This window comes from Endozoicomonas sp. OPT23, assembly GCF_009653635.1.
Lineage (GTDB): Bacteria > Pseudomonadota > Gammaproteobacteria > Pseudomonadales > Endozoicomonadaceae > Endozoicomonas_A.
The window spans coordinates 450,700-475,537 of record NZ_PPFD01000002.1 but is presented as its reverse complement, the minus strand read 5'-3'; the positions used below and the strand labels follow the sequence as shown (position 1 = coordinate 475,537).

Sequence of the window (24,838 nt, the reverse complement as noted above, 5' to 3'; positions counted from 1 at the left end):
TCAATTAAGCTCCCTGCAATAATAATGAATATTCTTGACTAGGCTTTTACTACTAGCCTAATCATCTGATTACCTGATCAAACCCCTCCTTTGGAGTTCGACTGCATCTATTAATGGTTTGAGTCGATCACCTGCTATTTCTCGTAATTCGTTTAAAAACTGCTGCTCCGTAAACCTAATATCTTTATTAAGCGCAGACGCTCCCGCTTTTTTCCTATGGACATCTTCAACACTCTTCGCCAGTTCAATTAGCTTCTCTTTATCCTCAGGGACGAGCCTATTCGCACTGGCAACTTCTGAAAATGCCTTATTCAGTTCCAGATTAAACACCCTCAACAGTACTTTGCTGTCCTTTAGTTTATCGCTCAATCCGGCACCACCGAGGGTGTCACTGATCGTAGGACGGACTCCTGTAGCAATTTTTGGTTTAGGTACTTCACTGGTACCACCAGAGCTTCCAGAAGGTGGAGGAGGAACTACCACAGAACTTCCAGCTCTATTCTTTATTTCCTTGCTCAGCATATCGGCAATGGTTGTGAGCAGTAGTTTGGTACTCGCGGCACAAGGAATCCCCAATGCAGCGGTTGTTGAGTCGTGCATTTTTTCGAGAATTTTCTGATCCATGGTTGGCAATTTTCTCTCAAATTCTGCCAGCGCAGCTCTGACCTTTGCCTCTCGCTCTTGATCTGACATAGGGCCAGCAAGGATAGCTTCATTTTCAGCTACTTTTAATATCGGATTTAGAGCCGCCATTAATTTTTCACGGTCAACACTTTCGTCTCCAGCACAGGCTGCTGCAACGTGCTGTTTAATTATTTCACTGGGTGAACTTCCTTCTTCAGCGTGCTTCTCAATCTGCGCAAGAGCTTTGGCACCACCAGGCTCTCCTAGAATGGTCTCTCGAAGCTGTTTCTGACGAGCCTTTTCCTTATCCTGAAGGGCTTTAAGCTTCTCTCTATCAATGTTGCCATCATCATCTATCGGCGGTTCAACACCGGCACCTTTAAGGGCATCCAGTACATTTTTCTTAACCGCCGCAAACTTGCCCTTGTCTGCATCTGACTGCTGACTTGGCTCTTCTTTTTTATCAGGCGCTGGCTTAGGGTCATCAGGCTTGGATTTTGGCAGGTTGTCCGGCATATCCTCCAAAGCAAACAGCATTTTTGACAGCCCCATACTGAGCATCATGATGCCGCAGGAATAAATGAGGAGCCCTGCGGGAGGAAAGAAAACCCCGAGTACTGCGCCCCCAAGAACAACGCCTCCTCCCGTAAGTGTGACAGCCAGCTCTTTACCATGTTTCTGCAGGAAGCTTTTCTTTTCCGGTATTGCTGGCACAGAGCCTTCATCCAGTTCTTTCTTCGCCAATTCTGACGGACCTGGAGCTCCGCTCACAGTTACAGCAGGTTTTGCGAGAGGTTGTCCCGTAGCCGGGTCTACTTCTTCCGGGTTAGGTCTCGATGACGGAGGTGTTGGGTGAACCGAAGAGGGTACGGGGTTGGGAGTTGGCTTGTCCCCGGTAAAAGGCGATGCTTTTGAAGGTGCTGGCTTCCCGCTTTTTCTGGCAGGAGTATCGACATGCCCTTCTTGTCTCTGTTTATCCTGAATTTTATGAAGAAGCTGATCGATTTCCTCATCAGTCGGCTCATGACCTCCTGATATTGCCTCCTCTTTGGAATCAGGAAGCTTTAGCAGTGCTCTATCATGAATACTTTTACCTGCAGTCCCTTTGTCTCCCTGGGAAGGCTTCGGCGTAACTCTCTCACCGGTAGTTGGAGAAACTCCATATCCTCCATACTCACCCTTTGCAGGAGGGCTAGGAGGGTTATTGGATGTGACTGGCGACGAAGGTACCGATCCACCTGGACCAACCCCTCCTGTAGAACCTCCTGCCATGGTTTCCTTTCCTGTGAAAACTCAAGTATTTTTTAAAGTCTAGATTAATCCTTTCTTATACTGTCATTATGAATAAATAATCTGGGTGAACTGCTGTCAATCCAGTCACAGAATTCTTTCAGGAGCCTCTCTTGCTGGAAACGCTCTATCTTATTGCCATCATCGTAGAAGCCATGTCTGGAGCTATTGCTGCAGGTAAGAAGCAGATGGACCCGTTCGGGATTCTGATCATTGGAACCGTAACGGCGTTTGGTGGTGGAACCATCAGAGACCTGGCGCTGGATAATCATCCACTGGTCTGGGTCGGCCATCCTGAATACCTGCTAATCACGACTTTCGCCATTATTGTCACTATCTTGATTCGCCCTCTGGTTCGATACCTGACCGAAGCGTTTCTTGTTCTGGATGCTATTGGCCTGATCACTTTCAGTATTATTGGCGCACAAAAAACCCTGGAGCTGGGTCATGGTTATCTGATTGCCAGTATAATGGCGGTATTCACTGGAGCTTTTGGTGGAGTGTTACGCGACATTCTGTGCAACCAGGTGCCACTGGTGTTCAGAAAAGAACTCTATGGCAGTATTTCATTCCTGTCTGCCTGGCTGTTTTTTGGTCTTTGTATGACTTCACTGTCTATGCAAGCCTGCATCCTGATCACCCTGATCACAGGTTTTGTTATCAGAATGCTGGCTATCACGATGAAACTGAACCTGCCAACCTACAACTTTGACAACAAAAACTAGGGTTCCAGCACCTCTTTCTGCCATCTGACCGCCAAACAGGTCGGAACTACCTATATTCGCTTAGCCAATAGTCGAACAGGCAAAGACAATTACGAACAAGGCCTTTATAATGCTCGGTTTTCCACTCACCCAACCATTGTTTGTTAAAACAGTTCGTTGAAATAAAGCACAGGTGTATACATGAGTTTTGCAAATATTCCTGCTGGCAAGGAACTGCCAGAAGATATTTATGTTGCCATTGAAATTCCGGCTAATGCCTCTCCTATCAAATATGAAATTGATAAGGATATGGATTGCCTGCTGGTAGACCGTTTCATGTCTACCCCTATGTTCTACCCAGCCAACTACGGTTACATTCCTCAGACTCTGGCTGACGATGGCGACCCACTGGACGTTCTGGTTGTTACTCCTTACCCGGTTGTTCCAGGTTCTGTTATTCGCTGCCGTCCGGTTGGCATGCTGAACATGTCTGACGAAAGTGGCCAGGACGAGAAGCTGATCGCTGTTCCTCACGACAAGCTGACGCCTATCTATAAAGACATTCAGACTTACACTGACCTGCCTCCTCTGCTGATCCAGCAGATTGAGCACTTCTTTGAAAACTACAAAGATCTGGAACCTGGCAAATGGGTTAAGATCGATGGCTGGAAAGGCAAAGAAGCTGCTTTTGAAGTCATCAAGCAGTCTGTAGCCAACTACAAAGGCTGATCAAACGATTGTTTGAAAAGAAAGGGCTTTTAGCCCTTTCTTCGTTTTCTGCTTGCAACTCCTGCGTTTAGCGACACAATTAAAGAACCAAAATAATTAACCTGTTTTCAAATATGGTTCTTCATACCCGCTTTTCAAAAGCCTGCATGCTCTTCCTCTTTTGGGCCTTTTCTTCATTGCTGCCTGTTATTGCTCAGGCCAATCTGGATAACCTTTTTCAGGATACACGTCAGCCTTATGAGTTTCTCTCAGTTGAAGAGGCTTTCCAGTTGGATGGCGAAATCAGGGATGGCTTCCTTTACCTTCATTTTCATGTCACTCCTGAGCACTATCTCTATAAAGAACGTTTCTCTTTTAACCCTGATAACAACAAAACCTCTCTCGGTAGCCCTGAATTCCCTAAGGGAAAAGAAAAGTATGATGAGAACTTTGAAAAGGTTCTGACTGTTTTTCCAGACGATGTAACCATCAAAATTCCTGTTAAAAGCTCTGAAAGCACTCTGGAACTTAATGTTCGATTTCAGGGCTGTGCAGAAGCTGGACTCTGCTACCCGCCAGAAACCATCAGGTTAGTCTTAGCCAATGATCCAGCTTCGTCAGCGACATCAACGGACAGTAGCCAGTCCAATACAGTAAGTGAAAACAGTCTTTCACAAACACTTCAGGAACGTGGTCTAACTCTAACCTTATTACTGTTCTTTCTGGCAGGTGTCGGTCTGACCTTTACTCCTTGCGTGCTTCCGATGATTCCCATTTTATCCAGCATTCTTATCGGGAACTCTGACTCTGCATCCAAAAGCCGAATCATGGGTTTAACACTGGCGTATATAGTCGGAATGTCCGTAACCTTTGCGCTGGCTGGCACTCTTATGGGACTGTTTGGTGCCAGCCTTAACCTGCAAGCCAAACTCCAGTCACCCTGGGTACTGATTCCTTTTGCGGGGCTGTTTGTACTGTTGGCGTTAAGTATGTTCGGTCTCTATGAACTGCAGCTGCCTGAAAAATTCAGAGACAATCTTGGTTCCCAGCAACAAAAAAGTGGTTTTGGTGGCGCGCTATTGATGGGAGCCCTTTCGGCTCTTGTCGTTTCCCCCTGTGTTTCTGCTCCTCTGGCTGGAGCACTGGTTTATATCAGCACCACCGGAGATGCATTTCTTGGTGGGCTCAGCCTGTTGGTTCTTGGTCTGGGAATGGGGCTGCCTTTACTACTGATTGGTTTAGGCGGTCGACAGTTTTTACCAAAAGCCGGGCTCTGGATGGACAAGGTCAAACAGTTCTTTGGTTTACTACTGCTGGGTATTGCTATCTGGCTGCTCGAACGGGTTATTCCTGGCCAAATCAGCCTTCTGTTGTGGGGAACACTGGCGATTGCCATGTCGCTGATGCTGGGAGCTTTGGACTCTTCCAGGTCTTCTGATCGAGCCATTATCCGTCAAACATTGGGTATTTTATTACTGATTTATGGCGGCACTCTGGTCATCGGCAGCATTAAAGGCAACAGTGATCCGCTACAACCTCTTCTTTCAAAAGAGACAACTATACGTTCTGAACAAAGCCAGAACGCATTATTTGAAACAGTTTCCAATCTTAAAGACTTGAACGCTCTACTGGCTCAGGCAGCAGCGAAACAGCTACCCGCTATGATTGATGTTTACGCCGACTGGTGTGTTTCCTGCAAAGTTATGGAAAAGCAGGTTTTTCCTGCAACAGAAGTTCAGACTCAACTGAGAGGCTGGAAGCTGATTAAATTCGATATTACCGGGAACACCAAAGAGCAGCAGCAATGGCTGAGCCAGTACAATTTGTTTGGACCTCCTTCCTTGGTTTTCTTCAACAAGCAGGGGAATGAAATAACGCCTCTGAGAACTCTGGGGGAAATTACCGCTGAGCAACTGGCAACAAAGTTATCCAACATCCCTCCTGATCGTAAATGAACGTATCTGACGAGTTCTGTTCACTAAAATCCCCCTTACTGCCTGCATCAGCATCGTTCTCGACGCTTTACTGATTCTTTGCCATTCTTATCTGAAAACTGGCATTGAAATGCTTGGTAACTGGCGTTAACGTTCAGTAACAGTCGCGAACTAGACGGCTTTCAGCCATTCCGGCACAATGCTTGGCGATAATGAGAGGATACTAATGGCAACTATTCTTGTTCTGAACGGCCCTAATCTCAACCTGCTGGGCAAGCGGGAACCTGGAGTTTATGGTGCTACCACTCTTAGTCAGATCAACCAATTATTGGAAGATCGTGCCAGTGATGTCGGAGCCAGCCTGAGCTGCTTCCAGAGCAATGCAGAACATGAGCTGATTGATCGCATTCACAGGGCCGGTGAAGAAGCTGTTGATTTTATTATCATCAACCCAGCTGCTTTTACTCACACCAGCGTAGCCCTTCGGGATGCCTTGCTGGGAGTTGCCATTCCCTTTGTTGAGGTTCACCTGTCCAATGTTCATCGCAGGGAACCCTTCAGACATCACTCTTATTTCAGCGATGTAGCTGAAGGTGTTATTGCTGGACTGGGCCCTCAGGGCTACGAAGCAGCATTAAATTTTGCTCTCAATCGGCTCAAGCAGAAGCCATAAGCGCAAATATTCAAATGGGCGAGCAACTAACAATTGCTTACCCTGACTTCAGATTTTTTCGATGTATTTGAATTGGCTGAAACACCTTCGAATCTATCGAAAAACTGTGAAGCCTCTGATTATGAGAAAGACTGAACCTGAAGCAAACCGATTTCAGGGAACGCTTCTCTGCGAAACCAAATTAACCAATAGACAGGTTCGACCTGTCCACAGCATTTGAGATTGACCATGGACATCAGAAAAGTAAAAAAGCTCATTGAGCTGCTGGAAGAATCCGGAATCGACGAGCTGGAAATCCATGAGGGCGAAGAATCAGTCCGTATCAGTCGCTACTCCAACAATGCGCCTGTAGCAGCTGTACCTCAGTATCTTCCTGCTACCGCTCCGGCTCCAGCTGTTGCTGCGGCTGAATCTGCGGTTCCTGCTGCTGCACAAGAAGCAGCAGTGACCGGCCACCAGGTTAAATCACCTATGGTTGGCACCTTCTACGGTTCTCCGTCCCCAAGCTCACCCTCTTTTGTTGAAGTGGGTCAGCAAATAAAAGAAGGCGATGTCCTGTGCATCGTTGAAGCTATGAAGATGATGAACCAGATTAAGGCTGACAAGTCTGGTACCGTCGAAGCGATTCTGGTTGAAAACGGTTCGCCCGTTGAATACGACCAGCCTCTGTTCACCATTTCCTGAGGTGAAAACCATGCTGGATAAAGTTGTCATCGCCAACCGGGGTGAAATTGCCCTGCGGGTGTTGAGAGCCTGTAAAGAGCTCGGCATCAAAACCGTTGCTGTTCACTCGAAAGCGGATGAAAGCCTGATGCATGTGCGTCTGGCCGACGAATCTGTTTGTATTGGCCCGAACAGCCCTGTTGAAAGCTACCTGAACATTCCTGCCCTGATTGCTGCTGCTGAAGTGACTGACGCTACAGCTATTCACCCGGGTTATGGTTTTCTCTCCGAGAACGCTGACTTTGCTGAACAGGTAGAGAAAAGTGGTTTTACCTTTATCGGTCCATCGCCTGATGTGATTCGCCTGATGGGCGACAAGGTATCTGCTATTGCCGCCATGAAAGAAGCAGGCGTACCAACCGTACCTGGTTCTGACGGCCCCATAACCGACGACGAGGAGCGCACTTTATCTATCGCCCGTCGTATTGGTTACCCGGTTATTATCAAAGCTGCCGGTGGTGGCGGTGGTCGTGGTATGCGTGTCGTACATCGCGAATCAGCGCTGATCAGCTCTGTGGGTCTGACCAAAGCTGAATCCAAGGCTGCTTTCAATAACGATACGGTTTATCTGGAAAAATTCCTCGAGAATCCGCGTCACGTTGAATTCCAGGTACTTTCTGATGGTCAGGGTGGCGCTATTCACCTGGGTGATCGCGACTGCTCCCTGCAGCGTCGTCACCAGAAGGTGATCGAAGAAGCTCCAGCTCCAGGCATTGATGAAGATGCCCGCGCTACCGTTGCTGCAGCCTGCACCAAAGCCTGTATCGAAATCGGTTACAGTGGTGCCGGTACTTTTGAGTTCCTGTACGAAGATGGTGGTTTCTACTTTATCGAGATGAACACCCGTGTTCAGGTTGAACATCCGGTAACCGAGATGATCTCTGGTGTCGACATCGTTAAGGAACAACTGCGTATTGCCAGTGGCCTGCCACTGAGTATTACTCAGGATGATGTAAAGCTGGAAGGCCATGCCTTTGAATGCCGTATCAATGCTGAAGACCCAAAGACCTTTATGCCATCTCCAGGACTGGTTAACCAGTTCCACGCACCAGGCGGCAACGGTATTCGGGTAGATTCACATCTCTACAGCGGTTACAGCATCCCTCCGTTCTACGATTCCCTGATCGCCAAGATCATCGCCTATGGCCCGGATCGTGAAACAGCTCTGATCCGCATGAAGAATGCTCTGGACGAAGCCGTTGTTGACGGTATTCGCACTAATATTCCTCTGCATCAGGAGCTGGTCAAGGATCCTTACTTCAAGGAAGGTGGCGTTAACATTCACTACCTTGAGAAGAAACTGGAAGAATCCTGACTTTCAGTCAATTCTTCCTCAACTAATTCTTTTTTAATTAGTTGCACCAAAAGCGGCTCATAATTCCTGAGCCGCTTTTTTCATTTATGCATGACTGAAAGCACCCGCTGTTGGCAAAACCAAATATCAGCTAGAATAAGCCCATTCCGCAGAGCCTTCTGCTCTACAAACCACTTTCTTAAAGTCAGTTATCATGCCCTGGATCCAAATCAAACTCGATACATCTTCCGATCATGCCGAAGAGCTGGAAGACCTGCTTCTTGAAACCGGTGCCAGCGCAGTAACACTACAGGATGGCAAGGATCAGCCTCTGTTTGAACCGGCGCTGGGCAGCACTCCTCTCTGGCAACATACCGTTGTCGTAGGTTTATACGATGCTCACACTGATATGGACGACATAGTCGCCTATCTTAAGGAAACCTATCAACGACAACCTTTCCCTACTTATAAGGTAGAGATCGTTGAAGACAAGGATTGGGAGCGTGAATGGATGACACACTTTGAGCCAATGCAATTCGGCTCCCGACTGTGGGTATGCCCCAGCTGGAAAGAAGTACCTGATCCTGATGCAGTAAACCTGATGCTTGACCCGGGCCTTGCCTTTGGCACAGGCACACACCCAACCACAGCCTTATGTCTTAAGTGGCTGGAAGCTCAGGATATAGATGGCAAGAAAGTGATCGATTACGGCTGTGGCTCAGGCATTCTGGCTATTGCCGCACTGTTGCTGGGTGCAGATCAGCTGACTGGCGTTGATCTCGATCCTCAAGCTCTGGAAGCAACCATTGATAATTCCGAACGCAATAACATTGCCTCAGAAAAACTAAAGGTTTTTCTGCCGGACCAGGCACCTGAAGAAGCAGCTGATATTGTTGTTGCCAATATTCTTGCAGGACCACTGGTTCAACTGGCACCACTGCTGGCTAAATACCTTCTACCCGGAGGCCGTATTGCCCTATCCGGCATTCTCTCCGAGCAGACAGAAAGTATTGTCAGCACCTACTCGGAATGGTTTGATCTGGACCCGGTTGTTCATTCCGAGGACTGGATTCTGGTCAGCGGAATTAGAAAATAATTTCACTTAACTCTTACTGCCTGCACAGCGCAGGCAGTAGACAGTATTTACCGATCTCTGATCTAATACATACTATCAAACAAATTATTGAGTTAGCTTCATGACCAGTCCTCAGCTGACCCAGTGCCCAAAGTGCCAGACATCTTTTCGAGTGACGTCAACCCAGCTTCGCGCAGCTGCAGGTTCAGTTCGCTGTGGTTCCTGCCTGGAAGTGTTTGATGCTCGAGATCACATGGTTAAAAGTGAGGCAGAAGCAGCTACCGAAAAAACCAAACAGCAACAATCAGAAGTCATCACTGAAACTTCCGTAGAATTGCCTGAAACCTCTCCTGAACCGGCCTCCGAAACCAGGCTGAAACGGGAAATGTCATCCGTTACAAAACCTGAAACTGATAATCAGCACGCTCTTGAAGATATCAAAACAACAATAAAGCTTCCGGACGCCCCGCAACACAACCTTGATTCTATTTTCAGCCATCTGGAAACAGAGGGTCTTGAGGCAACAGAAGAAAAAGAACATCGTCCAAAAGCCCGAATAGCAGCCTTAGTAGCTGTAGTTACGATAGGCTTTCTTGGGCTGGCCACTCAATATGTCTGGTTTAACAAAGATCAACTGGCAACCAATCTGAAACTCAGACCAGCCTATACATTCGCCTGCCAGTTACTGGACTGCAAACTGCCAACACTGAAAAACCTGCAAGCTATAAAAAGCATGCAACTTCTTGTTAGAAGCATGCCTGAACGCCCAGAAGGCTTGGTGGTCGATTCCATCATCATTAATGAAGCCCCTTTTTCACAACCATGGCCGAAGCTGAACCTGACTTTTTCCAATATTAATGGTCAGGTTGTTGCCAGTAGAACCTTCAGACCTTCCGAGTATCTGGGTGGCGCTCTTGCAGACAGCAGTGAAATTCCATCTGGAAAACCCGTCCGACTCAGCCTTGAAATCGTCGACCCTGGACAGGGCGCAGTTAACTACCAGCTTAACCTTCTGTAATTATTTATTCTTTAAAACAAATATTTATTAAATTTTTCCTTTCAACTCCAAAAATAAACCAGCTTTATCTGACCATCCAGAAAAAAAACAGAGACTTTGCGTCAGTATCAGAACAATCGTCTAACAGGCAAACAAAAAGCATAATTCAGTCACTTGACTCAGATCAAAAAGCAGTCAGAATGCGATAAACTTCCCTTGCGGTTTTTACCTGTTCCGCCACTATATGTAGTTAAAAAAAGATATTCAGACACTAGCTGTATGTAATTAAGGGTGGTTTGCATCATTGAGTTAAGTGATTCCACCACCAGAGTAAACAGTAAACCCTCTTTCGTCGAAGATGACCCAAGAGTATTATCAAGAGCCAACTGTTGATTTTTTGATCAATAGATAAACAACTCCCAAAGCTGGATTGAGGCATTCCACCTTGTTAAAGATTGGTTCACACATTATCGAGAAGCCCGTTATTCTGGCCCCAATGGCTGGCGTAACAGACCGCCCCTTCAGGCAACTCTGTCTGAGAATGGGTGCAGGCCTTGCGGTTTCAGAAATGGTGACCAGCAACCCAAAGCTTTGGCACACAAGAAAATCCCGCTTGCGCATGAACCATACCAGTGAATTTGAACCCAGATCGGTTCAGATTGCTGGCAGCGACCCTATTCAGATGGCCGAAGCAGCCAGACTGAACCAGGAAATGGGCGCACAGATTATTGATATCAATATGGGCTGCCCAGCCAAGAAGGTTTGTAACAAAGCAGCAGGATCTGCTTTGATGAGAGAACCAGAACTGGTCGAAAGAATTTTAACTTCTGTCGTTAATGCCGTAGATATTCCCGTAACTCTGAAAATCAGAACAGGTTGGAACCCGGAAGAAAAGAATGGACTGAGTATCGCAAGAATGGCTGAGAATTGTGGTATCTCAGCTCTTGCGGTTCACGGAAGAACACGACAATGCATGTACAAAGGCGATGCGGAATACGACACCATTGCTGAAATATGTCAAGCGCTGACCATTCCAGTCTTTGCCAATGGCGATATAACCTCTGCAGAAAAAGCCCTTTCGGTGCTGAAGCACACAGGCGCAGATGCGGTCATGATTGGTCGTGCAGCTCAGGGTCGTCCCTGGATTTTTAGGGAGATCAATCACTACCTGGAAACAGGAGAGCAGCTTCCAGAACCGGACAAAACCGAAGTAGAGAGCATTCTACTCGGCCACCTCGATGCCCTGCATGAGTTCTACGGTGAACTTCAGGGTGTGCGTATCGCAAGAAAGCATGTTGGCTGGTATTTGCAGGCCAGCCCGGCAGGTTCAGATGTTCGTAAAAGCTTCAACAAGCTGGACTCTGCCGAGGAACAGAAAAACTGCATTCAGGACTATTTTCAAAATTTTGATCATCACAAGGATTTTGCAGCATGACGGCGCCGCATATTATTTCTGAAGAACACACCCACAACCGGGTTCTGACCTCTGAAGTTACCAGTGAGTCCCAGACGCTAAGAGACAGTGTCGAAAGAGCCATGAACAATTACTTCAGCCACCTTGATGGCCAGGACGTAACGGATGTTTATCAGATGGTTCTTTCAGAAGTGGAAGCACCTCTACTGGAAACCGTGATGACGTATGTAAAAGGCAACCAGACCAAAGCATCTGTTCTGCTTGGCCTGAATCGCGGTACTCTGCGTAAAAAGCTGAAAATGTACGACCTGCTGTAATTCGGCAACAAAAAGGTCGCCTTCTGATCAATTTCAGCAAGGCGGCCTAAAAATACTGAACTTACCCCTACCAAACTGCGAAATACCCTCACACCACTACTGCTAAACCAATCAATTCCAGCTAAAATCACACCGTTTTTCAGGCAACAGTTTTTAAGCAGCTTCTTTTAAGCAAATAATAACGAGTGAGAAAGGAATAATGGCAGACGACGTCCACCAGCCAGCTATTCGCAGAGCCCTGATCAGTGTTTCGGATAAAACCGGCATTGTAGACTTTGCTCGAGAACTTCATCAGCGATCTGTAGAAATTCTCTCCACTGGCGGAACCTACGCACTTCTGGTTGAAAACGATATTCCCGCAGTTGAGATATCCAGCTACACCGGTTTTCCGGAGATGATGGACGGTCGTGTTAAAACCCTTCACCCCAAAGTTCATGGCGGTATTTTGGGTCGTTCCGGTACTGATGAAGCGGTTATGGAAGAACACGGCATTAGGCCTATCGATCTGGTTGTTGTTAACCTCTACCCCTTTGAGCAGACCATCGCCCGCGAAGATTGCGACCTGCCAATGGCTATCGAGAATATCGACATCGGTGGCCCTACCATGGTTCGTTCTGCGGCCAAAAATCATCGAGATACTGCCATTGTTGTTAACACCAGTGACTACCCGCGCATTCTGTCGGAGATGGATCATCATGACGGCTCTGTGACTACAGAGACCCGTTTTGATTTGGCCGTTAAAGCTTTCGAACATACTGCTCATTACGATGGTGCTATTGCCAATCATCTGGGTACTCTGGTCAGCAGTAACGAAGAAGCAGACAACTTTCCAAGAACTTTCAACCGCCAGTTCCAAAAAGCTCAGGATATGCGTTACGGTGAGAACCCTCACCAGAAGGCAGCTTTCTATGTTGAAGCCAACCCACCGGAAGGTACTGTTGCCAGCTCACGACAGATTCAGGGCAAAGAACTCTCGTACAACAACATTGCCGACACCGATGCTGCTCTTGAATGCGTTAAGTCCTTTGATACGCCAGCCTGCGTCATTGTTAAGCACGCCAATCCGTGTGGAGTAGCTCTCGGGGCAGATATTCTCGAAGCTTACAACCAGGCTTACGCGACTGACCCAACATCCGCTTTCGGCGGCATCATTGCTTTTAACCGAAAGCTCGATGCCACTACTGCCAAGGCCATCATTGACCGCCAGTTTGTTGAAGTCATCATTGCACCTGAAGTCGACAGCGAAGCTGAAGTCATTCTGCAGGACAAGAAAAACATCCGCCTGCTGATTTGTGGTGCCCTACCAGAACAGGCTGAGCACTTCCTCGACTTTAAACGCGTGAATGGCGGCCTGCTGGTTCAAGACAGCGACATCAAAGTAACCACTGCCGCTGACCTGAAAGTTGTGACCGAGAGAACACCGACTGAAGAAGAGCTCAGCGACCTGCTGTTCGCCTGGAAAGTTGGCAAGTTTGTGAAATCCAACGCCATTGTCTACGTCAAAAAACAGCAAACAATCGGTGTAGGCGCAGGCCAGATGAGTCGTGTTTACAGTGCACGAATTGCCGGCATCAAGGCAGAGGACGAAAACCTGGAAGTTCGTGGCTCTGTAATGGCGTCCGACGCTTTCTTCCCGTTCCGTGATGGCATTGATGCCGCAGCCAGTGCCGGTATTACTGCTGTAATCCAGCCGGGCGGCTCTATGCGAGACCAGGAAGTCATCGACGCAGCCAACGAAGCGGGCATTGCCATGGTCTTCACCGGTGTACGCCACTTCCGTCACTGATTGAGTTGACACTTTTGATCAAAGTGCCTTTTTAACGTTTGAATACGTTTGTCAGCCTGAACCATCCACCTTTCAGGCTGACAGACCGGGGGACAGGTAAAAATGAAAGTACTGATAATCGGTAACGGCGGTCGTGAACACGCTCTGGCCTGGAAGGCAGCTCAAGACACTAATGTCACGGACGTATTCGTAGCACCAGGCAATGCCGGCACTGAGCTGGAAGCTAACATTACCAACGTAAATATTGGTGTGCTGGAACTGGACAAATTAGTCGCCTTTGCTCAGTCGGAAAATGTTGATCTGACCATCGTTGGCCCGGAAGCACCTTTGGTTGCAGGCGTTGTCGATCAGTTTGAGGCAGCAAACCTCGCTATTTTTGGACCAACTCAGGCCGCAGCACAGCTGGAAGGCTCCAAGGCTTTTACCAAAGACTTCCTGGCTCGTCACAAAATCCCGACTGCTGACTACCAGAACTTCACCGAGATTGAACCGGCTAAAGCCTACGTTCGTGAGAAAGGCGCACCTATCGTCGTAAAAGCTGACGGCCTTGCTGCCGGTAAAGGCGTCATTCTGGCAGATACCGAAGAAGAAGCTTTCGCTGCAATAGACGACATGCTGGCAGGTAATGCCTTTGGTGAAGCAGGTCATCGTGTAGTCGTCGAAGAATTTCTGCAGGGTGAAGAAGCCAGTTTCATCGTGATGGTGGATGGCAAAAACATTCTGCCACTGGCAACCAGCCAGGACCACAAAGCCCGTGATAATGGCGACAAAGGCCCTAACACTGGTGGCATGGGCGCTTACTCTCCAGCTCCTGTAGTGACTCAGGAAATCCACGATCGCGCCATGAAGGAAGTGATCATTCCTACCGTTGAAGGCATGGCAGCTGAAGGCAACACCTATAAAGGCTTTCTGTACGCCGGCTTGATGATTGATTCTGCAGGCACTCCAAAGGTTCTGGAATACAACTGTCGCTTTGGTGACCCGGAAACCCAGCCCATCATGATGAGGCTGAAGAGCAGCCTTGCTGAACTCTGTCTTGCTGGCGCCAAAGGTAAACTGGACTCTACTCAGGCTGACTGGGATTCAAGAACCGCACTAGGTGTCGTTATGGCGGCCGGTGGCTATCCCGCTGAATATCGCAAGGGAGATCAGATCTCCGGTATTGACCAGGCTAACGGCGATACCTGTAAAGTATTTCACGCGGGCACACAATTAGAAGGCGATGACATTCTAACCAGTGGTGGTCGTGTACTATGCGTTACTGCTCTTGGTGATTCCACCAGCGACGCTCAAACTGAAGCGTACAAAGGAGTAGCAAAGGTGAAGTGGCAAGACACTTACTACAGAACCGACATCGGCCACAAAGCCATCAATAGAAAATAATTTGCAAAAGGTACAAGTGGTTAAGAAACCGCTTGTACCAATAACTGCACCAGCACTTCCTTTCTGAAATACCGAGACAGACGTCTAAAAGCGCGATAAATTCACTTTTTCTGAACAACTGTTCAGGTATACTGCTCGATGAATAAATGGAATTTCATCGCTGTCATGGCCATCGCATACCAACTCATCTTTTTACTGATCTTACTTCTTGCCCCGGCTTCTCAAAGCATGGCAAACAGTAGTGCTCCTGATTTTATAAATCTGGAAGAGCACACTTCAATATTGTTTACCCAAACAGAAAGTTTGTCTGTTGAGCAGGCAAATAGTTCAGAGTTTCTTTTTCGCTACTCTCCCTGGCAAAAGCAAAGTTTCTACTTTTCAAAAAAATCAGGAATGGCATGGCTCAGAGTTAAAATCCCATCAGAAGCCAGACTACCAGCTCTACCCATTTTAAAACTGATTCCTCAAGTTGGCATTACGCCCGAAGTTTACTTCTATAAAAACAACAACTACCAAAAGCTGGAAGGTGTCATACGAACCAACGTCGTTCTTTACAGCTTGCTGGGGCACTCACTGACTGACAGCCTGATAATGATAAGGGTACCGGCTTCAGCTACGGACAATCTGCTGTTAATGCTGAGATCGCCTCAACAACTGCTCGATCAGCAAGATCAGTTCGACTGGCAAATGGGCTGGCTGTTAGCTCTGTTTTTGATGGTTTCCTTCTGGAATATCATCAACTGGCTGAAGCACAGACACCCCATCTATCTCATTTTTGCTTCTCTAGGACTCATTGGGCCAATATTTCTGTCCAGTTGGCAAGGGCTCATTCAAATCAGCATTGGCAAAGAAGGCTGGCTACCACAGCTACTAATGAGCGTTTGTATTCTTACTGCTTCATCGCTTCTAGCTTTAGGGGCACGGATACTCCTGACAGGAAAAAACAAACAACAAAAAATAGGTTTTTCAGTACTCGCCTGCGCACCAACCGTCATTTTAGCTCTGATCCTTACAGGTATTAACTTCCCTTTGGAAAACTCACTGATAGTTTTCCTGATCATCTCCCAGATCACCTGGTACTGCAGCTTACTGGCATTGAACAGTCAATATACCAGGGTGCCTTTCTGGATAACGAGTCCTTTCAATATTGTAAGCCTGCTTGTATCACTCACTATTCTCGGTTTTATTGATTTCGACAGCATCACTGCAATCTGGCTGATTTTACATACTGCAGTGATGACACTGATTGCCTTTTCATGGCAATACAATAACCAACCGCCAGAGCAATATTTTACACCCCCTACTCCAGCTGTTGAGGCGGAGGCAGAGGCAGAGCCAACAGTCATTGATCACAGCATCTTCGATGCGATGGGTCATGAACTGAGAACACCGCTGAATGGCGTGCTCGGTATGTCAGAATTGATGATGAGTACGCAACTGACACCAAGACAGGAAAATTATCTTCAGACTATCCGCTATGCTGGCGGAGAGTTGGGTAACCTGATTAATCTACTCTCTGAAGCCTGGAAAATGGGAGCGAATGAGACGAACTTCTCATCTGCTCCCTACGATGTTTGTGAATTACTGAACAGCTCATTGGACAAATTTCGTTACCGCACGGAACAATTAAACACTGAACTGATTAGTTTTATACACCCTAATGTACCGGTAAACAGCAAAGGTGATACACGACTCATCTCGTTGATCTTGGAAGCTATTCTAAGTCAGTCTCTAGCCCAGGTTGAAAATTCTGAAGTCATGGTTTCTCTGAATCACACCTCTCTTCTGCCTAATGCATCTTCTACATCAAACCTTGATATCGAAAACAGCGGCTACCTGCTGTTTCAAATATCGTTTAGCAACAGCAATAATAACAATCTCTCAGCAATAAATATCGACACCATTGATACCTACAGTGAAGCTAAAAAAGTTGCCGACATCAGTCTGCCACTATTCATAGCTATCAAACTGGCACACTCCATGGGTGCTCATGTAGGTTTTATGGGCGTAGACAATATCCATATCTGGTTTGCTGTTCCACACTCACCACTGTCAAACAATCAGACAGTTCACGAGCAGGCTCCAAGCTTTACAGAGCACTCTATTAAAGCCCTGATTGTTGATGACAACAGAACCTGCAGACAGGTACTGATGCAACAATGCAGCCTGATGGGCATTCAAACCATGGACGCAGAAGACGGTCGTTCAGCCCTCGCTATGATTAGAAATGAGTCCTACCTGGGAAGACCTTTCGACGTCATTATCCTTGATCACCATATGCCTGGCATGAATGGCATTCAAATGGTGGAAAAACTTCACGATAACAAACCTGAAAACTTCCCTGACATTATCATGCTGACTGGCGCAACAAATCCACCAGGTAAGCAGAGAGCAGAAAGGCTAGGCATCAAGCAATTCCTGACCAAGCCAGCCAATCGCTCAACACTGGAAAAAGCGCTAATGACAGCAGTAAAGAAAACCGAGATAGAAAAAGAAAAGGCCTGAAACAATATCAGGCCTTTTCAAAAACAGAATTACAGAAAAACAATCAAGAATGATATTCAGCTGACAGTTCGTGCACGGCACGAACAAAAACACCGGCCTTTTCTGGCTCAACAAACTGATGAATGCCGTGCCCCAGGTTGAAAACATGGCCATTACCAGGGCCATAACTTTCAAGAATACGAGCTACTTCCTTACGAATGGTGGCTTCTGAGGCATAAAGCACAGAGGGATCCATATTACCCTGCAGAGCGACCTTATCACCTACACGACTGCGAGCTTCACCAATAGGAGTAGTCCAGTCCAGACCCAGTACATCAGCCCCAGCATCCGCCATAGACTCTAACCATTGCCCACCATTCTTGGTAAACATGATGACAGGAACCTTGCGACCGTCGTGCTCACGGATCAGGCCGGCAGCAATTTTCTGCATATATTTCAGGGAGAATTCCTGATAGCACTGAGGAGACAGAACACCGCCCCAGGTATCAAAAATCTGAACCGCCTGCGCGCCCGCCTTGATCTGGGCATTCAGGTAAGAAGTAACAGACTGGGCCAACACATCCAGAACCTGATGCAACATCTGTGGTTGATCGTACATCATGCCTTTGATACGACGAAAATCTTTACTGCTGCCACCTTCAATCATATAGGTTGCCAGCGTCCATGGACTGCCAGAGAAACCAATCAGCGGCACACGACCGTTCAATTCTTTGCGAATGGTGCGAACAGCATCCATAACATAACCCAGATCTTTTTCAGGATCCGGAACAGTCAGTGCCTCAACATCAGCGGCGGTACGAACCGGCTTACGGAACTTAGGACCTTCTCCTGTTTCAAAATACAGACCCAGACCCATGGCATCAGGGATGGTCAAAATATCCGAGAACAGGATGGCTGCATCGAGAGGGAAACGTTCCAGAGGCTGAATCGTCACTTCACAGGCCAGCTCAGGGTTCATGCACAGGGACATAAAGTCACCGGCCTGCCCACGGGTTTCACGATACTCTGGCAAATAACGACCCGCCTGACGCATCATCCATACTGGCGTTACATCCACAGGCTCTTTCATCAGGGCACGCAGAAAACGATCGTTTTTCAGTTCTGTCATGTGAAACACTCAAAGTCTGATATGAAGTACTTTTATTCGATAAGGCATTTGCGCTGTAACCACTGACAGCCTCTTAAGAGGCTGTGACAGTTTGTGCTTAATATAGCTAATAAGTGATTACAGATTATGCAGGAGGGGAGAATACAAGACTCTCCCCCTGTTGGACAGTGCTACACGTCAAGATAATCGAGGATTCCCTCGGCAGCCTGGCGGCCTTCCCAGATAGCGGTTACCACGAGGTCAGACCCTCGTACCATATCACCACCGGCAAACACTTTCGGGTTGGTTGTCTGGAACTTGTACTGACCGTTTTCAGGCGCAACAACACCTTTCCAACTGTTCAGTTCAATACCATGCTCACCAAACCAGTCGGCAGGGTTTGGCTGAAAACCAAAGGCAACCAGAACAGCGTCTGCAGGAATGATTTCTTCACTACCAGGAACGGCTACTGGACGGCGACGACCATTTTCATCCGGCTCACCCAATTCAGTGGTAATTACCTTAATCCCTTCAACCTTGCCATTACCAACAATCTCAATTGGCTGACGGTTGAAGAAGAAGTCCACACCTTCCTGACGGGCATTTTCTACTTCACGACGGGAGCCCGGCATGTTGGCTTCGTCACGACGGTAAGCACAAATCACCTTTTCAGCATTCTGACGAATGGAAGTACGGTTACAATCCATAGCGGTATCACCACCACCCAGGACAACAACTTTCTTGCCTTTCATATCAATGAAATCTTCAGGACTCTTTTCAAAGCCCATATTGCGATTCACGCTGGAAATCAGAAATGGCAAAGCTTCGTGAACACCCGGCAAGTCTTCACCCGGGAAACCACCCTTCATGTAGGTGTAGGTTCCCATACCCATGAACACAGCATCATAATCGGCCAACAACTGCTCAATGGTGATGTCTTTACCAATTTCAGTGTTCAGCTGGAATTCAACGCCCATTTCCGTGAAAACTTCACGACGACGAGTCATTACTGACTTTTCCAACTTGAATTCCGGAATACCAAAGGTCAGCAGGCCACCGATTTCAGGGTTTTTATCGAATACGACCGGCTTAACACCGTTACGAGCCAGAACATCAGCACAACCCAGACCCGCAGGACCGGCACCAATCACGGCAACTTTCTTATCTGTCCATTCAACATTGGACATATCTGGACGCCAGCCCAGAGCCAGAGCAGTATCAGTAATGTACTTCTCGGTAGCTCCGATGGTTACAGCACCAAAGCCATCATTCAGCGTACAGGCACCTTCACAGAGACGATCCTGCGGACATACACGACCACAGACTTCCGGCAGGCTGTTGGTCTGGTGAGACAGTTCTGCGGCTTCAAACAGGTTTCCTTCCGAAACCAGCTTCAACCAGTCCGGAATATAGTTATGAACCGGGCACTTCCATTCGCAGTAAGGATTACCGCAGGACAGACAACGATGCGCCTGTGACTTCACCTGTTTTTCATTAAACGGTTCATAAATTTCTACGAAATCACTTTTACGGACCTGAACCGGCTTTTTGTTCGGGTCTTTCCTTTCAACTTCCACAAACTGGAAGTTGTTACTTAATCGACTGTTAAACTGTGACATTGTTTTGACCTCATTCGCTGACTTTTGTCAGGCTGCCGTCCTCAGGCAGCAGCCGTGTATCAGATTTGCCTTTGCAAGCACTGCTTTTCTACAAGCGGCGGAAGAGCCCTTATTCAGGACGTCCACGTGTACTCGCCAGCAATGAGTCCAAACCTGCCGCTTTTGGCTTAACCAGCCAGAAACGACCCCTGTAGTCATAGAATTCTTCAAGAATTTCCTGACCCCATTCACTGCCTGTCTTCTTCACGTACTCACCCAGCAGGCCTATCAGGTGCGATTGATAGTCTTCCATGCTTTCAGTATCGATACGGTGAATATCAACCAGCTCATGGTTATAGCGATCAACAAAGTTGCGATCCATATCCAGCACATAGGCAAAACCACCGGTCATACCCGCGCCGAAGTTATGACCTGTCTGACCCAGAACAACCACCAGACCACCGGTCATATACTCGCAGCAGTGATCACCGGCACCTTCAACAATGGCAGTAGCACCAGAGTTGCGTACACCCAGACGCTCACCAGCCTTACCGGCAGCCATCATGGTTCCGCCAGTAGCACCATAGAGACAGGTATTACCAATAATAGTGGTTTCGTTGGACTTGAAGACACTGCCCTGCGGTGGGCGAATTACCAGATTACCGCCGGTCATACCCTTACCAACATAATCGTTGGCATCGCCTTCGAGGTGCATATCCAGACCACCGGCATTCCAGACGCCGAAACTCTGACCTGCAGTACCCGTCAGGTTCAGTTTCAATGGCTTGTCAGACATGCCCTGATTACCGTGACGCTTGGCAATTTCACCGGAAAGACGAGCGCCCATTGAGCGGTCACAGTTACCGACGGTAAAGCTGAATTCACCACCCTGACCAGACTCAATAACTGGCAGACAGGTTTCAACCATCACTTCAGCCAGCTCACCCTTGTCGTAAGACGGGTTGCGTTCAACCTGGCAAGTATGGGGCTTCTCAGCAGGAATCTGATCATTTTGAATGATCGGTGTCAGATCCAGACCTTGCTGCTTGTCAGTATTACCCGGCAGCAGTTCCAGCAGATCCGTACGACCAATAACTTCTTCCAGACTTTTCGCGCCCAGAATGGCCAGCCACTCGCGAACTTCAGTCGCTACAAAATTAAAGAAGTTCATAATCATCTCAACGGTACCGTTGAAGTGATTATCGCGAAGATGCTGGTCCTGTGTAGCAACACCGGTTGCACAGTTATTCAGGTGACAGATTCTCAGATACTTACAACCCATGGCAATCATCGGCGTGGTACCAAAGCCGTAGCTTTCCGCACCCAGAATCGCAGCCTTAACGACATCAAGACCGGTCTTCAAGCCACCATCGGTCTGCAGTCGAACCTTGCTACGCAGGTCGTTGGAACGCAACGCCTGATGAGCTTCGGTCAAACCCAACTCCCATGGAGAACCGGCGTGACGAATAGACGTCAACGGGCTTGCAGCTGTACCACCGTCATAACCGGAAATGGTGATCAGGTCAGCGTAAGCTTTCGCAACACCGGCTGCGATAGTACCCACACCCGGCTCGGAAACCAGTTTTACAGAGATCAGTGCGTCAGGGTTAACCTGCTTCAGGTCAAAGATCAACTGAGCCAGATCTTCAATGGAGTAAATATCATGATGCGGCGGAGGCGAAATCAGTGTCACACCCGGTACAGAGTAACGCAGCCGTGCAATAAGTTTGTTTACCTTGCCACCTGGCAGCTGTCCGCCTTCGCCTGGCTTGGCACCCTGAGCAACCTTAATCTGCAGAACATCGGCATTGACCAGATAATGAGGCGTTACACCAAAACGTCCTGAAGCAATCTGCTTGATTTTGGATACACGGTTTGTGCCGAAGCGGGTTTCATCTTCACCACCTTCACCGGAGTTAGAGCGGCCACCCAAACGGTTCATCGCCTCAGCCAGTGCTTCGTGCGCTTCCGGAGACAGGGCTCCCAAACTCATAGCAGCCGAGTCAAAACGTTTAACGATGGCAGATACGGGTTCAACTTCGTCCATACCAACGGGCTGAGGCGCAGCCTTAAGCTTCATCAAATCACGAAGTGTGGCAACCGGACGCTCATTAACCAGCTTGGAATACTTACGGAACTCTTCGTAGTCACCAGAAATAACCGCTTTCTGAACCTGCTGAACAACATCAGGGTTAAAGGCATGGTACTCACTGTCGTGCACATACTTGAGCAGACCACCTTGTTGAATCGGCTTACGCTTTTTCCAGGCCGTGCCAGCCAACAACTCCTGATCTTTCTGCAACTGCTCGAAACCGGCACCTTCGATACGGCTTTGAACACCACGGAAGCAGAGATTCACGACATCAGACGACAGGCCAATCGCTTCAAACAACTGAGCGGCACGATAGGAAGCTGCAGTAGAGATACCCATCTTGGACATGATCTTGAACAGACCTTTATCCACGCCTTTACGATAAGCCTTATAGGCATCCAGCGGATCAGCCAGTATTTCACCAGAGCGAATCTGATCATTAATAATTTCGTAGGACAGGTACGGATAAACAGCAGTCGCACCAAAGCCCAGCAAGACAGCAAACTGGTGAGAGTCACGAGCCGTAGCTGTTTCTACCAGAATGTTGGCATCAGAGCGCAAACCTGCATCAATCAGGTGGTGATGAACCGCACCGGTTGCCATGGCTGCATGAACCGGCAACATTCCCTGATCGATATTGCGATCCGTCAGGTGAAGCACCACCTTACCAGAACGAACCGCTTCTTCAGCCTGACTGCAAATATTTTCGATAGCAGCCTTCAAGCCTGTTTCCGGCCTATAGTTCAGCTGAATAGTCGCCACTTCCAGCTCTTTATGAGGATGGCTGGCATTAATAATGTTCAGGAATTTAGTGGTCGACAGCACGGGCGACTTGAGAACCACACGAGCAGCGTGCTCTGCAGTCTCTTCAAAAACATTCTTTTCACGACCCAGACAGGTTTCCAGCGACATAACAATCGCTTCACGCAGCGGATCGATTGGCGGGTTGGTTACCTGGGCAAACTGCTGACGGAAGTAGTCATAAACAGAACGAACACGGCCAGACAATACAGCCATTGGTGTATCGTCACCCATGGAACCTACTGCTTCCTGACCGGACTCAACCAGTGGACGGAACACCTGATCACGCTCTTCAAAGGTCACCGAGAACATCTTCTGGTGAACATTCAGCGCTTCAGCATCAAGATGTTCAATACTATGATCTTCGTTACGGAACTGGGAGCGAATGCGATAAGAATTCTCTTTCAGCCATTTTTTGTAAGGCTGACGACTCTTCAGACTGTTATCAATGTCGTGAGCTTCCAGCATTTCGCCCGTCTCGACATCAATCGCCAGCACTTCACCCGGACCTACACGACCTTTAGCTACTACGTCTTCAGGCTTGTAGTCGTATACACCCACTTCAGAGGCTACAGTGAGATATCCGTTTTTAGTCATTACCCAGCGGGAAGGACGCAATCCGTTACGGTCCAGTGCACAGACTGCACGACGCCCGTCTGTCAGAACCAGACCGGCAGGGCCATCCCATGGTTCCATATGCATGGAATTGTATTCGTAGAAGGCACGCAGGCTCGGGTCCATCGTGTCTACGTTCTGCCAGGCAGGTGGTACCAGCATACGAATAGCACGATAGAGATCAACTCCACCGGTTACCAGAATTTCCAACATGTTATCCAGGCTGGAGGAGTCAGAACCAGTACGATTTACCAGCGGTTCAATCTGATCCAGTTCAGGCAGCAGTTCTGATTTGAACTTGTTACGACGAGCCTGAGACCAGTTACGATTACCGGTAATAGTATTGATTTCACCATTGTGCGCCAGCAGACGGAAAGGTTGAGCCAGTTTCCAGCGCGGCATGGTGTTGGTAGAGAAGCGCTGATGGAATACGCAGATAGACGTCTCAAACCGCTCATCACCCAGGTCCAGATAGAAGTTTGCCAGATCAACCGGCATCATCAGACCTTTGTAGGTAATTACTCTGGACGACAGAGAGCAGATATAGAAATCAGCATCGGACACCATAATCATATTGGTGTGGCGGCGAGCCATATAGAGGCGAGCAGTAAACTCGACATCAGCCAACTCACCAGGGCTACCGATAAACAGCTGTTCGATCACAGGCAGTTGATCCAGTGCAATTGGACCAAGACAGTCAGGATTCACCGGCACTTCACGCCAACCGATAATATCCAGCCCCTGATCAGTCACTTGCTGCTCAAGAGTTTTCCGGGCAAATGCGGCTTTTTCGGAATCCTGATTCAGAAATACCATCGCCACGGCATAGTCTGTTGGCAACTGCTTACCCAGCTGCTCATTAACAACTGTACGGAAGAAAGTATCAGGTTTTTGAATCAGAAGGCCGCAGCCATCACCGGTTTTACCATCTGCGGCAATACCACCACGGTGGGTCATGCAGGTAAGCGCTTCAATCGCGGTTTTTAGAAGGTCATGACTTTTATCACCTTCCATATGGGCTATAAGCCCGAAACCACAGTTATCCTTGAACTCCCCAGGATTATACAGACCTGCTTTCATAGGCACTCTCACATCGCCGGTTATTATTAATACTGCTGCTGACAGAACATCCTGATGATTGGTGTCACTGCATGCACAGCCCTTGGCGCCTGAAAGTACGAATTTCTTTTTACAGAAATCGTCCCTCACACTTAGAGG

General features: G+C 48.0%; 17 protein-coding genes. 13 read left to right on the top strand and 4 right to left on the bottom strand.

Features of this window, described 5'->3' with window-relative positions; genetic code table 11:
* Window positions 1-69 precede the first annotated feature (69 nt).
* The gene (locus tag EOPP23_RS03965; protein ID WP_153764670.1) at window positions 70-1,896 is read right to left on the bottom strand and encodes a hypothetical protein; all 1,827 of its coding nucleotides are present in this window, start codon (window positions 1,894-1,896) and stop codon (window positions 70-72) included.
* A gap of 131 nt (window positions 1,897-2,027) precedes the next feature.
* On the opposite strand from EOPP23_RS03965, the gene EOPP23_RS03960 reads away from it, so the two are divergent.
* The 13 genes from EOPP23_RS03960 to EOPP23_RS03900 all read left to right on the top strand — a co-directional run bounded on the left by EOPP23_RS03960 (window position 2,028) and on the right by EOPP23_RS03900 (window position 17,427).
* Entirely contained in the window at window positions 2,028-2,639 is a 612-nt protein-coding gene (locus EOPP23_RS03960; RefSeq protein WP_153764669.1) for a trimeric intracellular cation channel family protein, read from the top strand.
* Between the two features lie 180 nt (window positions 2,640-2,819).
* Window positions 2,820-3,347 carry an inorganic diphosphatase gene (ppa, locus tag EOPP23_RS03955; RefSeq protein WP_153764668.1) on the top strand — a complete coding sequence of 176 codons (528 nt, stop codon included), beginning with the start codon at window positions 2,820-2,822 and terminating at the stop codon, window positions 3,345-3,347.
* A gap of 146 nt (window positions 3,348-3,493) precedes the next feature.
* Window positions 3,494-5,281, top strand: a complete 1,788-nt coding sequence (gene dsbD, locus EOPP23_RS03950) for a protein-disulfide reductase DsbD (protein WP_194842489.1) — start codon at window positions 3,494-3,496, stop codon at window positions 5,279-5,281.
* A gap of 205 nt (window positions 5,282-5,486) precedes the next feature.
* Window positions 5,487-5,933 (top strand): type II 3-dehydroquinate dehydratase, encoded by a 447-nt coding sequence (gene aroQ, locus EOPP23_RS03945; protein ID WP_153764666.1) that lies wholly within the window; start codon window positions 5,487-5,489, stop codon window positions 5,931-5,933.
* A 228-nt stretch (window positions 5,934-6,161) separates the two neighbouring features.
* Window positions 6,162-6,617, top strand: coding sequence for an acetyl-CoA carboxylase biotin carboxyl carrier protein (accB, locus tag EOPP23_RS03940; RefSeq protein ID WP_153764665.1), 456 nt, complete (start codon window positions 6,162-6,164; stop codon window positions 6,615-6,617).
* Window positions 6,618-6,627: 10 nt separating this feature from the next.
* On the top strand, window positions 6,628-7,971 hold the full coding sequence (accC, locus tag EOPP23_RS03935; protein ID WP_153764664.1) for an acetyl-CoA carboxylase biotin carboxylase subunit: 1,344 nt from the start codon (window positions 6,628-6,630) through the stop codon (window positions 7,969-7,971).
* Window positions 7,972-8,164: 193 nt separating this feature from the next.
* The gene (gene prmA, locus EOPP23_RS03930; protein ID WP_153764663.1) at window positions 8,165-9,046 is read left to right on the top strand and encodes a 50S ribosomal protein L11 methyltransferase; all 882 of its coding nucleotides are present in this window, start codon (window positions 8,165-8,167) and stop codon (window positions 9,044-9,046) included.
* Window positions 9,047-9,146: 100 nt separating this feature from the next.
* A complete protein-coding gene (locus tag EOPP23_RS03925; RefSeq protein WP_153764662.1) occupies window positions 9,147-10,043 on the top strand; it encodes a DUF3426 domain-containing protein in 897 nt (298 codons plus the stop codon).
* Between the two features lie 424 nt (window positions 10,044-10,467).
* Window positions 10,468-11,457 carry a tRNA dihydrouridine synthase DusB gene (gene dusB, locus EOPP23_RS03920; RefSeq protein WP_153764661.1) on the top strand — a complete coding sequence of 330 codons (990 nt, stop codon included), beginning with the start codon at window positions 10,468-10,470 and terminating at the stop codon, window positions 11,455-11,457.
* Complete coding sequence (gene fis, locus EOPP23_RS03915) at window positions 11,454-11,753, top strand: DNA-binding transcriptional regulator Fis (protein WP_153764660.1); 300 nt, start codon at window positions 11,454-11,456, stop codon at window positions 11,751-11,753. The genes dusB and fis overlap by 4 nt, the downstream gene beginning before the upstream one ends.
* Window positions 11,754-11,952: 199 nt before the next feature.
* Window positions 11,953-13,539, top strand: a complete 1,587-nt coding sequence (gene purH, locus EOPP23_RS03910) for a bifunctional phosphoribosylaminoimidazolecarboxamide formyltransferase/IMP cyclohydrolase (protein ID WP_153764659.1) — start codon at window positions 11,953-11,955, stop codon at window positions 13,537-13,539.
* 102 nt (window positions 13,540-13,641) lie between these two features.
* A complete protein-coding gene (gene purD / locus EOPP23_RS03905) occupies window positions 13,642-14,922 on the top strand; it encodes a phosphoribosylamine--glycine ligase (RefSeq protein ID WP_153764658.1) in 1,281 nt (426 codons plus the stop codon).
* A gap of 138 nt (window positions 14,923-15,060) precedes the next feature.
* Window positions 15,061-17,427: a response regulator gene (locus EOPP23_RS03900; RefSeq protein ID WP_153764657.1), complete on the top strand. Its 2,367-nt coding sequence runs from the start codon at window positions 15,061-15,063 to the stop codon at window positions 17,425-17,427.
* A 43-nt stretch (window positions 17,428-17,470) separates the two neighbouring features.
* Here the strand turns inward: EOPP23_RS03900 and hemE are convergent, their stop codons facing one another.
* From hemE to gltB, 3 genes are all read right to left on the bottom strand, one after another.
* Window positions 17,471-18,535 (bottom strand): uroporphyrinogen decarboxylase, encoded by a 1,065-nt coding sequence (hemE, locus tag EOPP23_RS03895; protein WP_153764656.1) that lies wholly within the window; start codon window positions 18,533-18,535, stop codon window positions 17,471-17,473.
* A gap of 170 nt (window positions 18,536-18,705) precedes the next feature.
* A complete protein-coding gene (locus tag EOPP23_RS03890) occupies window positions 18,706-20,133 on the bottom strand; it encodes an FAD-dependent oxidoreductase (protein ID WP_153764655.1) in 1,428 nt (475 codons plus the stop codon).
* Window positions 20,134-20,242: 109 nt separating this feature from the next.
* Window positions 20,243-24,700, bottom strand: a complete 4,458-nt coding sequence (gltB, locus tag EOPP23_RS03885) for a glutamate synthase large subunit (RefSeq protein ID WP_153764654.1) — start codon at window positions 24,698-24,700, stop codon at window positions 20,243-20,245.
* Window positions 24,701-24,838: the final 138 nt, after the last annotated feature.